Genomic DNA, 12,702 nt, shown 5'->3' on the forward strand with positions numbered 1-12,702 from the left:
CCGCTTATTTCCCGTTTTCTTTCACATAGTCAGAGGATTGCGCGCCTGCTTGGCGACCAAAGACCATAATGTCGGCTACAGCATTGCCGCCGATTCGATTTTGTCCGTGGATACCGCCGGTCACTTCACCTGCTGCATACAAGCCAGTGATTGGTGTGCCATCTTCTTTCAATACTTGGGTCTTCGTATTGATTTTGACGCCGCCCATTGTGTGGTGGATCCCAGGTGCGATTTGAATCGCATAGAATGGCCCTTCCGTCAGATCATAGTCCATCGCCGTTTCACGACCGAAATCTTTGTCGGCTTTGTCTGCCACTGCTTGGTTCCATGTATCTAAGGTTTTCTTCAAGGTTGCTGGATCGACATCGATTTTTTCAGCTAAGGCTTCGATGGTGTCGGCTTCTACAACTACGCCTTGTTCTTTGTAGTAATCGACTTGTTTGGCTCTGCCTGCTAACGCATTGTCAAAAATCAAATAGGCATAGCTTTCTGGCAGATCCGTGATAGCAGCTGAAACATTGTCGCGGGTTTCTAATTCATTGTAGAAACGTTCCCCTTGTTGGTTCACCAAGATGGCGCCTTCTCCACGAACGGTTTCACTGATCAACATGCCTGTATCTTGAACCACGGTTGGATGGACTTGGATTTGATCCATATCAACCGTTGCGCCGCCTAATTCTTCGATCATCTTGATGCCATCGCCTGTACTTCCTTCAGAAGTCGTGCTGACATAGCCTTTCAGATCTGGACGGTATTTTTCGATCAGTTCTTTGTTGGAGCCAAAACCACCCGTAGTAACAACCACCGCATCACCAGCGATTTCTTTTTCTTCGCCATTGATTTTCACGTTGACGCCAGTGACTTTGCCGTCTGTTTCATTGATTTTTGTCACATCAGCATTTACAAACAAAGGAATTTCTTGCTCATGAATGTTTCTCAACAAACCATCCACCAAGTACGTACCGACTGCTGAACCGTCGTGAGGACGATGGATCCGTTTTACACTGGCACCACCGCTATAGCTGATATTGTCTAAAGTGATCCCCATTGAATCCAACCAATCAATCGCTGAAGCAGAGTTATCTACTAAATAATGCAGCAATTCTTGATCGTTGGTTCCTTTACCGCCTTTTAGGGTATCTTCAAAAAATAGTTCATTGGAATCTTCAATGCCTTGGGCTTCTTGGAACTTGGTTTCTGATGCGTTCATTCCGCCAGAAGATTTCAAGGTATTTCCGCCTGCGATCGGCATTTTTTCTAAAATGACTGGATTCATTCCAGCATCTTTAGCCGACAAGGCTGCTGCCATCCCTGCACCGCCAGCACCAACGATGACGATATCATATTGATCTTTTAACTCTGCTGGATCGGTATACTCTTGTTGGGAAGCACCTGAAGTGACTTCACTTTCTGAAGAAGAGCTTGCCGCACTGCTGCTGGCTTTTGTTCCGCCATCGGCACCACATGCACTAAGCAACAATAATGAGGCTGCCCCAATCACCCATTTTGACCATCCACTTTTTTTCATTTGTTTCCCTCCGTTTTTCTTGCTCTTTTCTCCTCACTGATCCCCGTCATATACGATAAGAAAAGCAGCATTTTTCTTGCGAACTCCGCCCAACTTGTTACTTTATTAACAATGATAAACATCTTGCGATCGGACTATTTTTCTATTCGATAGCGATAAAAACATTGTTTAAGCAACATTCCAACAGCGTTCTATTTTATTTAACCATTGTAACAAAAAAAGAAACTAAGTGTCTCGTAATAATTTGTGTATATTTTAACTATCCATTCTCATCTTATTCTAATTTTTTCGAAAAAAGATAATATATTTTTCTCGCTACTTTCTGCTATTGAAAGCTATCACAAAAGACACGCTCATAGAAGGACCGTTAAGCTTGTGGTCAAAAAGATATGGCCGCGATTGTTCTTTCTCTGTTCTTTTACCTTTGTTCTGCGTCTTCTTTTGTATAATAAAAGAAAAAGCAGAAATGGAGTGGCGAATGGAAAAATTGACCCGAATGTTCGAGCGAGTGATCAGTATTTGCATTGATAGCATGTTGGCGATCTTAGTCGTTGTCGTCTTGATTTTTATGGGAAAAGCGATTTTTATGATCAGCACGACGCTCTTTCCCTTAAGTGAAGCGCCCCACCTGTCCTTTTTGATTGAAGAAATTGCCACGTTATTCATTTTATTAGAAATCATTTTGATGTTGCTGCGGTATATGAAGGACGGACACCATATTCCCGTCCGTTACTTGATTCTGATCAGCATTACTGCGATTTTGCGCGAGTTATTGTTGACGCAAGGTATGGCGAACGATGCCCTATTTTTTGCTTTAGCGATCTTTGTTTTGGTACTCGTCTTGCTAGTCCTGCAAAAAATCAATGCCTTCCAACATACCCAAGAAAAAGACCACTGAAACCACCCCATTGGATCAGTTGGTTTCAGCGGCTTTTTCGGGATCAGTTAGAGGGATACCAATATAGAAGGTGGTTCCTTTAGGCGTACTTGTAACATCAATCAGCCAATCGTTTTTTTCCACGATCGAAGAGACAGTGAAGAGTCCTAGACCAGTACCGCCAGTGGCACTCTTGGTCGTGAAAAAGCGGGTAAAGATTTTTTCTTGGATCGCTTCTGGTATGCCTGGACCGTTGTCGGCGATTTCGATCAAAGCAAACTCCTGTTGCGCGGAGAAAGCTTGCTTACGAAACAGAAAGGTGGCGCTTTCTGTCGAAGTGCGGCTCAATCGAATGCTGCAGTCGGCATTTGCTTGGTATACATTCATCAACAAGTTGTAAATAATGACTTGCAGATCGATCTTCTCGTAGACAGCATATCCTACTTCTTGGATATCATACGTAAGGGAAAAGGCTTTTGGCAACAGTGCGCGCATAGTAGCGATGGCCTCTGTCAAGGTGGCGGCGATCGACTGCACAGTTTTATCGGCACTTTCGAGTTTTGAAAAACGCAGCACATTGCTAGATAACTCTTTGCCTTTTTCTGCTGCTTTGCAGACTTCTTGCAAGTCCTCCATCAAGACTTCATCGTGTTGGTTTTCCTCAATCAGCAATTGCAGATGACCAATCATGGGCGTCAAAAAGTTGTTTAGGTCATGAACGATCGAGGTCGTTAATAAGCCAATGGTTTCCAGTTTTGATTCTTGCAAAATGTTTTTTTCGATTTCGTGCTTTTCTTTTAACAGCCGTTGTCGTTCTTTCAATGCTTGGTTTTCGACATAGGCTTGATTGCGTTTCATGTAGTTTTTGATCAGGACCGTCAATAAAATCATAATGACAAACAACAAACCTAGTAGGCCGATCAAAATCAAGTTGTCTTGTAAAAAGAGACCGCTTTGCTCCAAAAAATCAGCATTGCTGGCGACGATCAGGCGACTGTCGCCGATGGTGATCCATTGATAAGCAGCCAATTTCAGCACTTTTTGCAGTGTTTCTTCGTTCCACCAATAAGAATAATAGACGGAGGTGCCCTCTTCATTGTCGCTTTGTTCTTGCTCCAAGCGCTCAAGATCGGTGAAATCCAGCTCTGGAAATTCTTTTTTGCGGCTTTCAACGATGGAAAAACCAATTTGTTCGTCCGATGGGTGCATAACGATCCGCATCTCGGCGTTTTTGACCATCGTATAGCCGGAGACATTGCGATCGGTGGTAAATTCATGTTGATACATGCGCTGTAGATTCAAAGGCATCACAAGAATCGCTTCTTTGTCGTCAAGGGTTAAGGACTGATACACATTTAGATAGGCCTGCTTGCCATCAAAATAGACTTGCCCATTTTGTACCTGCCGTCCTGCCAATACCTTGTCTAAGGATGGGTCTTTGAATAACAATTCTTGCACCGGCGGGTCTTCTGGTTTATTGACCGCCGTTGCAGTATTTTGAGCGATGACCTGACCTTGTTGGTCGATCAAAAACAATCCGACCATGGCATTGTTCGCAGAATTGATCACTGGTAACGTTAAGGGGCGCTGCAAATCAGCTAAGGCGGCGCCTTCGAGGCGGTCATCGGCATAATTGGTAAGAGCCATGTGGTACGATTCGATACTGCGGCTGATCAGCTTGATCGCCGCTTGATTGACCGTTTCCAACTGCCGCAACCCGACGGTTTCAGCTTGTCTTTGTGCGCTTTTATAACTTGTAAAGGTAAAAATAAGCCCAATCAGTGTAATGAATAAGGTAGCGACCACACTTAAATACAGCCAAAACTTTGATGGCGGTTTCATTGTAAACCCCTTTCATATTTACTATAATACTATTGATACAGGAGGCGGATATTTTGCGAGATGAAAAAATTTTAATCGTTGATGATGACCCTGCCATTCGGCGGCTGATTTGGAAATCTTTACAGTCGACGGGTATTTTGATCTACCAGACCGATTCCGTTGAAAAAACGATTGCGATCAACTCTCGTGTCAGCTTTGATCTTTTTTTACTGGATATCAGTTTAGAGCATGAAAATGACGGCTATCATTTGGCACAACTGATTCGGGAAGAAAACCCCACGGTGCCGATCGTTTTTTTGAGCGGAAAAAGTGACGAAAAAGACATGATCAACGGCTATGAGATTGGCGCCGATCACTACATTACGAAGCCTTTTTCACCGGCACTCTTAAAAGCACAAATCGTTTCGATTCTTGATCGCCGCAACGTGCTGCGAGAAAAAGGGATCGCCAAACCGGAAGGCGATCTGTGCAGCGGCATGTTTCGTTTTGACCAAAAACGCTATCAGTTTTTCAAAAATGATCAGCCCATCAAGTTGTCTTCAAAAGAAATCATGCTAATGCGCTTTTTCATGGAAAATCCAGATCAAGTGTTCTCGAAAGAACAGATTTACAGCAATGTCTGGCAAGATGGCCAATTCGATGCCAATACCGTGATGGTTTTTATCAATCATCTGCGAAACAAAATTGAAGATGAGCCGAAGCACGCCCGCTTTTTAAAAACCGTTTGGGGGATCGGCTATACCTTTTTACCAGAAGGAGACGCCTTCTAGCTGCAAGAAATAAAGCGCCAATGCTAAAAGATCCGCCGATCCGCCGGGACTCAAATGGCGCGCGATCAATACTTGATCATAGATCGTTAATTCACGAAGCAAGTCTGTATCTGACAGATTGGCTTGGTGAATTTTTTGCATCTCCTGCTGCACGGTCTTCATCGCATCGTAACCTCCTCGATGGACGAGGTTGCTGTCTTCGGTTTCACTCATTAGATAGACTAACCCGCGCAACAAGGAAACGGAGGTTTTTTGCGGTTGCTGCCGCAAGTACTCCAGCAGTTTTTTGACCGTTGGATACCCAGCTGCAGCTTCTCCACGAATCCCCATCGTGCCGTAGGTCAAATAATTTTTTTCTCCATAAGACAATTGGTCTTTGTGGGTGATTTGCTGCAGGTCTTGCTTGACCAAATGCTGGCAGATATCAGCGGCAAGCTGCAGGATCTGATTGGTATCTTCAGCCGTCAGCTCCGCCTTGCCATTTTGTTGATAATAGACTCCTGTCGCCCCCAACAAAACTGCAAAGGAAAAATTTGCCCCTTTGTGGGTATTGATGCCTTTGGTTGCCCGAAGCATCGCTTCTTCTGCTTCTTGACCGATCCCTCGTAACTGGTCAAACAGCTGGATCAGCGAGCCTGTATGGGCAAAGCCCGCTTGGCTATAGCGCTGAAAAAAAGGCGCCAAACAAGTGATACTGTTGATAAAGGTAAACACATTCATGTCCTGATGCGCACCAGAGGAGCAAGGATCTACTAAACCAGGCTTGGGTGCTAACGCTACCTCATAATGCAGCGCATTGACTGCATAGCTGCTGGCGGTAAAAAGACGGGAATCAGTCAATTTTTCTTCGCTCCATTTCAGCAAGAATAAATTGCAGGGAGTGATCCAAATGTTCATGAGTCAACAACGTGATCTGTTCCGTGTCATTGGTTCTCATGCCGCGATAAATCAGCCAATGTTCCGCCAATGCCGCATCCCTTCTTCTAGAAGAGCGAATCGCAATGTCACGAAAATACACGAGGTACGCTTGCAGATCTAGCACGATACTTTTTAACCGCAGCATTTGACTTTTTTCGTAAATAAACGCATTGAAGTCCGAAAAGTTTTTCAAGACCCCATCCACATCATCCTCACGATTCAGCTGTTCGCCATGTTCTAACAAGCAGCGCATCTCCTGGAAATCTTCCTCAGTCATCAAGTCCATCGCTTTGATGGTCGCTAACGTATCCAATGATTTGCGGATATCGTAAATCTCATAAGCATCTTTGATACTGATCCCTTTTACGACGATGCCGATTTTTGGCACATGCTCCACCAGTTTTTCAGCCACGAGCTGAGTCATGGCGTAACGAATCGGGGTTCGGCTGATATTTAGCGTATCGGAAAATTCTTTCTCATTGATGCGAGAGCCTGCGGGAATATCTCCTAAAATGATGGTTTTTTTGAATGCTTCATAGATCAGATCTTTTAATGGTTTATTTTTGGTCAGATCCAGATTTTTATTTACTGCATCAATAATTGGATTCATGATTTACTCCTATCATACTAAAAACAAATGAGATTTTTGGGAAAAAATAAGCTTATCGATAAACAAGGAAAACTACCGAGCAAAATGGCAGCCTGCTCGATAGTTTCTGTATGAAATTACTGTGGAATATAAAACGGCATGTGACCTAATAGCACGATCGTAACGACGAAGATCACGAAAATCCCCAGTGCGTATTTCGCAGCTTCTTTTTGCCATTGTCCCATATCTAAGCCCGTCAAGCGCAACAGCAAGTAGATAAAGGCAACCAATGGACTTAGCAAGTGGAACGCTTGGCCCATTAAAGAGGCTAAGGCCATCTGCATATTGGTGAAGCCATACGAACGACCTGCTTCTGCTAAGACTGGCAGGACCCCAAAGTAAAACCCGTCATTGGAAATAAAGAAGGTCCCAGGTGCAGAAATCAGGGCGATGACTAAGCCCCAGAAACCAGCCAATTGTTTAGGGATGATTTGCGTGAAGCTATTCGCCAAAGCCGTTGCCATCCCTGAGCCTTGGAACAAGCCCATGAAGACGCCTGCTGCAAAAACTAAAATTACGACTTGCACAGCGTCGCCGCCGTTGGCACCGATCCGTGACGACTGGTCTTTCAAGATTGGGTAGTTGACCATCAATGCGATACACGTACCTACTAGGAATAACAAGATTGGTGGTAAAGCGATACTAGAGATAAAGGAACTTGCTACTAACCAGCCAATCAAGACGATCGTTAAGATACCGTTGAAGACAAAGTTTTTCGGACGGCGGATCGCTAATGTATCAGGATCAGTCACAGTTGTCATTTCTAAAATCTCATCATTCGTCAGCTCGGTAACTCCTAAACGTTTCCGTTCTTGGATCCCCATTCTGCGAGCTACAAAGAAAACCACATAGAGCAGAGACAAAATCATTCCTGGCAGCAGATAAGAAAGAATATCCGCATCGACTTCCAGCACGGCCATTGCCCGAGCAGTCGGTCCGCCCCATGGCAACAAGTTCATGATGGTGTTTTGCAAAATGATCAAGACACCAAGGTTCATCATTTTCATATTCAACTTCTTATAAATGGGAATAAACGCAGAACAACAGATCAAGGTCGTGGTCGTTCCATCACCGTTCAAAGAGACTGCAGCGGCAACGACTGCCGTTGCCATCAAGACTTTCATCGGATCGCCTTTAGCAAAATAAATCATTTTTTTCGTGATTGGATCAAACAATCCCGCATCCAACATAATGGAAAAGTACAAAATCGCAAACAGCAACATGATCCCTGTGTTGGCTGTGGTGGAGATTCCCTCAAGGACAAAATCACCGATATTGCCTTTTTCTGAAACACCAGCAACCATCGCAACGAGGGTAAATAGTAATGGGATAATTACTAAGGATGTAAAGGGTGACATTTTTTTCTTCATGATGACGAACATGAAGACAATAATCATAGCATAGGATAAAATCGTTAAGAACATTTTCTTCTTCCTTTCATGCATCGAAATGTGTAAGCGTTATCAAAAAACATTTTAAAAAATTACAGGCCCGTAATTTGTTAGCGACAAGCGTCACTAGTTTGTGAATATTTTTCTTTTCTTAAAGGAAATAATGTTATTGAATGCTTTACACGTCTAAGAATAAACAATCAAGAAATAGAAAAAAAGACCCGTTTAAAAAAAGAACAGCAAAAAAACAATTTCTCTTTTCAAATCTTATTTTTCGTTTAAAAAGTTCTTAATAGAATATTAACGCAAGAAAAACTTTGATAAATCAACGTTTACCAAGGTTTTTCGCTCTTTTTTCAAAAAAGGAACACTGAAAAAACAATTTTTAGCCGAAATAAATCTCGCTGATTGAACGGGAATTTCTATAATGAAAGGGAACGAATCATTGAGAAAGGAGAAACCCATGAATCTTATTAAAAGATTGTTCAAAAAAACGCATGATGAACCTGATGCGCCTGTCAGCTCCCCTTTGAAGCCCGAGGAAATGATAACGGATCCACCCGCGTCTGATTGGCAAGAAGTGTTGAGCTATCAGCCAGCGCCTGCAGAAGATTATCCATTAGTCAGTCTGATAGCCGCCGCACTAGGGGCTGAATGTTACCCTGAAAGTCAGTTTATCATTCGAAGAATTGAGAAACGCAATCCTGAATTTAAGCGAGTCGCCCTGATTGCTGCCAGTATTGCCGCAGGAGAGCTGCCTGATTCTCAGTTCACAATCAAAAAAATAGCCAAAAAAAATGAAAACAAGTGAGGGAAAAACATGTTACGTAAATTTAAAATAGCGATCGATGGGCAAGAATACCTTGTCGAAATGGAAGAAATCGGTGCGCCGCAACCTACCGCTCCTGCTCCAGCAGTGCCAACACCGGCTCCCACAGCGGTACCTGCTCAACCAGAGGCAGTCAGCACACCAGAACCAGAAGTAGCACCACAGCCAGCGCCAGCTACGCTTCCTGCTGATGGCGAGCCGATTCATTCTCCGATGCCGGGAACGATTTTACGTCTCTTGGTCAATGTAGGTGATACTGTACAAGAAAACCAGTCGTTGATGATTTTAGAAGCCATGAAGATGGAAAATGAGATCGTGGCACCAAAAGCAGGAACCGTGGTTGCCATTGCAGTCAATGCGGGCGACATGGTCAACCCAGGAGAACTGCTGATTACGATCGGCTAATTTATTGAAAAGGAAGTGACGTAGTGGAAACGTTAATTGAAGGTGTAGTCGGGTTAGGATCGGAGCCGGGACGGATCGTTATGATGTTCATCGGTGGTCTATTGATGTATTTGGGAATCAAGAAAGAATATGAACCGACCTTATTAGTACCCATGGGATTGGGCACGTTGTTAGTGAACTTCCCGAACTCAGGTGTGTTAAGTGCTGGCGGAGAAGCTGGCCCGTTCCAAGTATTGTTTGATATGGGGATCTCAACTGAATTGTTCCCCTTGCTTTTGTTTATCGGGATTGGCGCGATGATCGATTTTGGTCCCTTGCTGCAAAATCCATTTCTTTTGTTGTTTGGCGCTGCTGCGCAATTCGGGATCTTCTTTACGATCATCGTTGCCGTGTTGCTTGGTTTTGATTTAAACGACGCAGCTTCCATCGGGATCATCGGCGCTGCTGACGGTCCGACTTCGATTTTTGTCGCAAATACGCTGAACTCGAAATATATGGGTGCGATCATGGTAGCAGCTTACTCTTACATGGCGCTAGTACCGATCATTCAACCGGTTGCCATCAAAGCAGTGACGACCAAGCATGAACGAAAAATTCGTATGTCGTATCGTGCCGGCGAAGTTTCGCAAACGGCCAAAATTTTGTTCCCGATCGTGATCTCGATCGTAGCAGGGTTAATTGCACCTGTTTCATTGCCACTGGTTGGATTTTTGATGTTTGGAAATCTCTTACGGGAATGTGGTGTCTTGGATCGTTTGTCCATCACTGCTCAAAACGAACTAGTGAATATCATTAGTATCCTCCTAGGTTTATCAATTTCTGTGAAAATGCAATATGAAGAATTCTTACAAGTCGATACATTGATGGTTATTGGTTTAGGGCTGGTTGCCTTCATTATGGACTCGGTCGGCGGCGTGTTGTTTGCGAAAGTGCTGAACTTGTTCCGTAAAGAAAAAATCAATCCAATGATCGGTGCCGCTGGTATCTCTGCGTTTCCAATGTCTAGTCGGGTCATCCAAAAAATGGCGACAGATGAAGATCCGCAAAACTTTATTTTGATGCATGCAGCCAGTGCCAACGTTTCAGGACAGATTGCTTCGGTCATCGCCGGTGGCTTACTGCTGGCACTGATTGCTTAGGTCACTAGAAAGGAGAGGAAAACTATGAGTCAAGATTTACTGACTTCATTTGAATTGTTGTTATTCGGTTGGGGCGGCGTCTTTGTCGTGATCCTGATCATCTACTTCGCATCCTTGCTTTTGTCGAAGCTCTTCCCAGTAAAAAAATAAAGAAGGCATTGTATGTATACCCTAAAAAGAATCTGGCTGCAAAAAGATCCAGAAGTCTTTTTGCAATGGCAAAAATTGATCACCCGTGCTGGCTTAGCCGTCGGTGAAGAAGTAGCCTATACCGTCGGCATTTTTGACCAGCAAACCTTGATTGCTACTGCTTCTTGCTATGCCAATATCATCAAGTATGTGGTGGTCTGTGAAAAAAGACGCTCCGAACAGCTGTTGACGCAATTGATTTCACACCTTAGCGATCATATCAAAGACGAAGGCTTCACCAAGTCCTTCGTCTATACAGCACCGAAAAACCGCCTGTTTTTTGAATCCCTCGGGTTTCGTGAAGTGCTGGCAGCACAAGACATCTTGTTCATGGAACAAGGCGTTCCTTCTTTTGAAAGCTATGCCCAACAGCTGCAACGGCAGCGAATTGGACAAAACAACGGCGCGATCGTCATGAACGCTAATCCTTTTACTAAAGGACATTTGTACTTAGTCGAAACGGCTGCGAGTCAAAAAGAACAGGTTTATGTGTTCGTTTTATCAGAAGACCGCTCGCAATTTTCTGCCAGCGAACGGCTGCAGATGGTGACGGATGGTGTGGCTCATCTGCCAAATGTAACGGTGCTGCCGACCAACAACTATCTCGTCTCTTCGGCGGTCTTTCCCAGTTATTTCTTGAAAGAGCAAGCACCTGAGGCGATCGCCAAAAAACAAGCCGCCTTTGATGCAACCCTCTTCAAAGAAAAAATTGCCCCGCTGTTGGCGATCACTACGCGTTTTGTAGGCTCAGAGCCTTACTCGCCCGTGACCCAACTCTACAACGAGGCCATGGCTGCCGTTTTTTCTCCCGAGCTTGAACTGATCGTGATCGACCGTCTGAAGATCAACCAATCAACCGTTTCGGCTACAAACGTTCGGAAAGCGATTGCAGAAAAAGATTTACTTTCTTTGCAGCAATTTTTACCAGAAACAACGTTCTCATTTTTAATGCAGCATAACTATATTTAGAGGTGATAATAAGTGGAAATCAAAAAAAGTGCGGTTGCTGGCTCTGTTGAATCCAGTGATATCTTGATCGCGATCGAGCCTACCACAACCCAAACCATCGAGCTGACCCTCGATAGCAGTGTCGAAAAACAATTCGGCAAACAAATTCGCGCCGTCATCCTTGAGACGCTGAACCATCTAGGCGTGACACAGGCCAAAATCACCGCCACCGATAAAGGCGCCTTGGACTGTACCATCAAAGCCCGAACTCTGACCGCCGTTCATCGGGCCGCCGAACAAGAACAGTATGCTTGGAAGGAGATCGACACATGGAACGTTTAAGAAGAACGATGATGTTTGTACCAGGAGCCAATGCTGCCATGCTACGGGATGCACCATTGTATGGCGCCGATTCCGTTATGTTTGATTTAGAAGATGCGGTCTCCTTGAATGAAAAAGACTCCGCTCGGACACTGGTGCATTTTGCCTTAAAAACCTTTGACTATTCTGCCATCGAAACCGTCGTACGCATCAACGGCCTCGACACGGTGGGTGCCCTTGATATCGAAGCGATGGTCCTAGCGGGGGTCAACGTCATTCGCCTACCGAAAACCGAAACCGCCCAAGATATCATTGACGTTGCCGCTGTGATCACACAAGTAGAAGAAGAAAACGATCTGCCTGTAGGAACCACCAAAATGATGGCTGCCATCGAGTCTGCCGAAGGCGTTTTAAATGCCCGAGACATCGCTACAGCTTCCGATCGTTTGATCGGGATCGCTTTAGGGGCAGAAGATTATGTCACCAATATGAAGACTCGTCGCTACCCAGATGGGCAAGAATTGTTGTTTGCCCGCAGTATGATCTTGCATGCAGCTAGAGCTGCAGGGATCGCCGCCATCGATACCGTCTTTTCTGATATCAATGACACCGATGGCTTTATCGCTGAAACGACTCGCATCAAGCAGCTTGGTTTTGACGGAAAATCAGTGATCAATCCACGGCAGATTCCCCTAGTCAATGGGATCTATGCGCCTTCAAAAGCCGAGATCCAACAGGCCAAAGAAGTGATCTGGGCCATTCGCGAAGCCGAAAGCAAAGGTTCTGGTGTGATCTCCTTGAATGGCAAAATGGTCGATAAACCAATCGTTGAGCGAGCGGAACGCGTGATCGCCCTTGCCAAAGCAGCGAAATTGATTACCGAGGAGGAAGTGTAA

The 12,702-nt window shown here is 44.6% G+C and carries 14 protein-coding genes; 9 read left to right on the forward strand and 5 right to left on the reverse strand.

The genetic code is table 11. The annotated features are described in order from the left end of the window. Positions 1-4: 4 nt before the first annotated feature. The gene (locus tag IGI69_RS15955) at positions 5-1,528 is read right to left on the reverse strand and encodes a flavocytochrome c (RefSeq protein ID WP_010748911.1); all 1,524 of its coding nucleotides are present in this window, start codon (positions 1,526-1,528) and stop codon (positions 5-7) included. Positions 1,529-2,006: 478 nt separating this feature from the next. Here IGI69_RS15955 and IGI69_RS15960 point away from each other — a divergent pair, with 478 nt between their 5' ends. After that, on the forward strand, positions 2,007-2,426 hold the full coding sequence (locus IGI69_RS15960) for a phosphate-starvation-inducible PsiE family protein (protein WP_074934197.1): 420 nt from the start codon (positions 2,007-2,009) through the stop codon (positions 2,424-2,426). A 15-nt stretch (positions 2,427-2,441) separates the two neighbouring features. On the opposite strand, the gene IGI69_RS15965 is transcribed toward IGI69_RS15960, so the two are convergent. Next, positions 2,442-4,247: a sensor histidine kinase gene (locus IGI69_RS15965; protein ID WP_086338797.1), complete on the reverse strand. Its 1,806-nt coding sequence runs from the start codon at positions 4,245-4,247 to the stop codon at positions 2,442-2,444. 53 nt (positions 4,248-4,300) lie between these two features. Between IGI69_RS15965 and IGI69_RS15970 the strand changes: the two genes are divergently transcribed. Further along, positions 4,301-5,017: a response regulator transcription factor gene (locus IGI69_RS15970; protein ID WP_005230498.1), complete on the forward strand. Its 717-nt coding sequence runs from the start codon at positions 4,301-4,303 to the stop codon at positions 5,015-5,017. On the opposite strand, the gene citG is transcribed toward IGI69_RS15970, so the two are convergent. From citG to IGI69_RS15985, 3 genes are all read right to left on the reverse strand, one after another. After that, a complete protein-coding gene (gene citG, locus IGI69_RS15975) occupies positions 4,994-5,857 on the reverse strand; it encodes a triphosphoribosyl-dephospho-CoA synthase CitG (protein WP_254907865.1) in 864 nt (287 codons plus the stop codon). The two genes, IGI69_RS15970 and citG, sit on opposite strands and share 24 nt — an antisense overlap. Then, positions 5,850-6,545, reverse strand: coding sequence for a GntR family transcriptional regulator (locus IGI69_RS15980; RefSeq protein WP_005230494.1), 696 nt, complete (start codon positions 6,543-6,545; stop codon positions 5,850-5,852). The genes citG and IGI69_RS15980 overlap by 8 nt, the downstream gene beginning before the upstream one ends. 116 nt (positions 6,546-6,661) lie before the next feature. Further along, positions 6,662-8,008, reverse strand: coding sequence for a CitMHS family transporter (locus IGI69_RS15985; protein WP_010748906.1), 1,347 nt, complete (start codon positions 8,006-8,008; stop codon positions 6,662-6,664). Between the two features lie 430 nt (positions 8,009-8,438). Between IGI69_RS15985 and IGI69_RS15990 the strand changes: the two genes are divergently transcribed. From IGI69_RS15990 to citE, 7 genes are read left to right on the forward strand one after another with little or no spacing between them, the layout of a single operon-like run. Continuing rightward, the gene (locus IGI69_RS15990; protein WP_254907866.1) at positions 8,439-8,786 is read left to right on the forward strand and encodes a hypothetical protein; all 348 of its coding nucleotides are present in this window, start codon (positions 8,439-8,441) and stop codon (positions 8,784-8,786) included. A 9-nt stretch (positions 8,787-8,795) separates the two neighbouring features. Then, positions 8,796-9,209, forward strand: a complete 414-nt coding sequence (locus IGI69_RS15995; protein WP_086338800.1) for an acetyl-CoA carboxylase biotin carboxyl carrier protein subunit — start codon at positions 8,796-8,798, stop codon at positions 9,207-9,209. 23 nt (positions 9,210-9,232) lie between these two features. Next, entirely contained in the window at positions 9,233-10,348 is a 1,116-nt protein-coding gene (locus IGI69_RS16000) for a sodium ion-translocating decarboxylase subunit beta (protein ID WP_438741420.1), read from the forward strand. Between the two features lie 24 nt (positions 10,349-10,372). Further along, positions 10,373-10,498 carry an OadG-related small transporter subunit gene (locus IGI69_RS16005; RefSeq protein ID WP_008381833.1) on the forward strand — a complete coding sequence of 42 codons (126 nt, stop codon included), beginning with the start codon at positions 10,373-10,375 and terminating at the stop codon, positions 10,496-10,498. A gap of 12 nt (positions 10,499-10,510) precedes the next feature. Further along, positions 10,511-11,506, forward strand: a complete 996-nt coding sequence (citC, locus tag IGI69_RS16010) for a [citrate (pro-3S)-lyase] ligase (RefSeq protein ID WP_074934203.1) — start codon at positions 10,511-10,513, stop codon at positions 11,504-11,506. Between the two features lie 12 nt (positions 11,507-11,518). Then, positions 11,519-11,827 carry a citrate lyase acyl carrier protein gene (gene citD / locus IGI69_RS16015; protein ID WP_005230465.1) on the forward strand — a complete coding sequence of 103 codons (309 nt, stop codon included), beginning with the start codon at positions 11,519-11,521 and terminating at the stop codon, positions 11,825-11,827. Continuing rightward, the gene (citE, locus tag IGI69_RS16020; RefSeq protein WP_005230463.1) at positions 11,815-12,702 is read left to right on the forward strand and encodes a citrate (pro-3S)-lyase subunit beta; all 888 of its coding nucleotides are present in this window, start codon (positions 11,815-11,817) and stop codon (positions 12,700-12,702) included. The genes citD and citE overlap by 13 nt, the downstream gene beginning before the upstream one ends.

Source organism: Enterococcus sp. DIV1083b, from assembly GCF_051713705.1.
Classification (GTDB): Bacteria; Bacillota; Bacilli; order Lactobacillales; family Enterococcaceae; genus Enterococcus_D; species Enterococcus_D casseliflavus.

Excerpts from the sequence above, each read along its gene's own strand:
- IGI69_RS15990 (WP_254907866.1), top strand. The coding sequence starts at position 8,439 with ATGAATCTTATTAAAAGATTGTTCAAAAAAACGCATGATGAACCTGAT.
- IGI69_RS15985 (WP_010748906.1), bottom strand. The coding sequence starts at position 8,008 with ATGTTCTTAACGATTTTATCCTATGCTATGATTATTGTCTTCATGTTC.
- IGI69_RS15960 (WP_074934197.1), top strand. The coding sequence starts at position 2,007 with ATGGAAAAATTGACCCGAATGTTCGAGCGAGTGATCAGTATTTGCATT.
- IGI69_RS15980 (WP_005230494.1), bottom strand. The coding sequence starts at position 6,545 with ATGAATCCAATTATTGATGCAGTAAATAAAAATCTGGATCTGACCAAA.
- citC (WP_074934203.1), top strand. The coding sequence starts at position 10,511 with ATGTATACCCTAAAAAGAATCTGGCTGCAAAAAGATCCAGAAGTCTTT.
- citE (WP_005230463.1), top strand. The coding sequence starts at position 11,815 with ATGGAACGTTTAAGAAGAACGATGATGTTTGTACCAGGAGCCAATGCT.
- IGI69_RS15965 (WP_086338797.1), bottom strand. The coding sequence starts at position 4,247 with ATGAAACCGCCATCAAAGTTTTGGCTGTATTTAAGTGTGGTCGCTACC.
- IGI69_RS15955 (WP_010748911.1), bottom strand. The coding sequence starts at position 1,528 with ATGAAAAAAAGTGGATGGTCAAAATGGGTGATTGGGGCAGCCTCATTA.
- IGI69_RS16005 (WP_008381833.1), top strand. The coding sequence starts at position 10,373 with ATGAGTCAAGATTTACTGACTTCATTTGAATTGTTGTTATTCGGTTGG.
- IGI69_RS15995 (WP_086338800.1), top strand. The coding sequence starts at position 8,796 with ATGTTACGTAAATTTAAAATAGCGATCGATGGGCAAGAATACCTTGTC.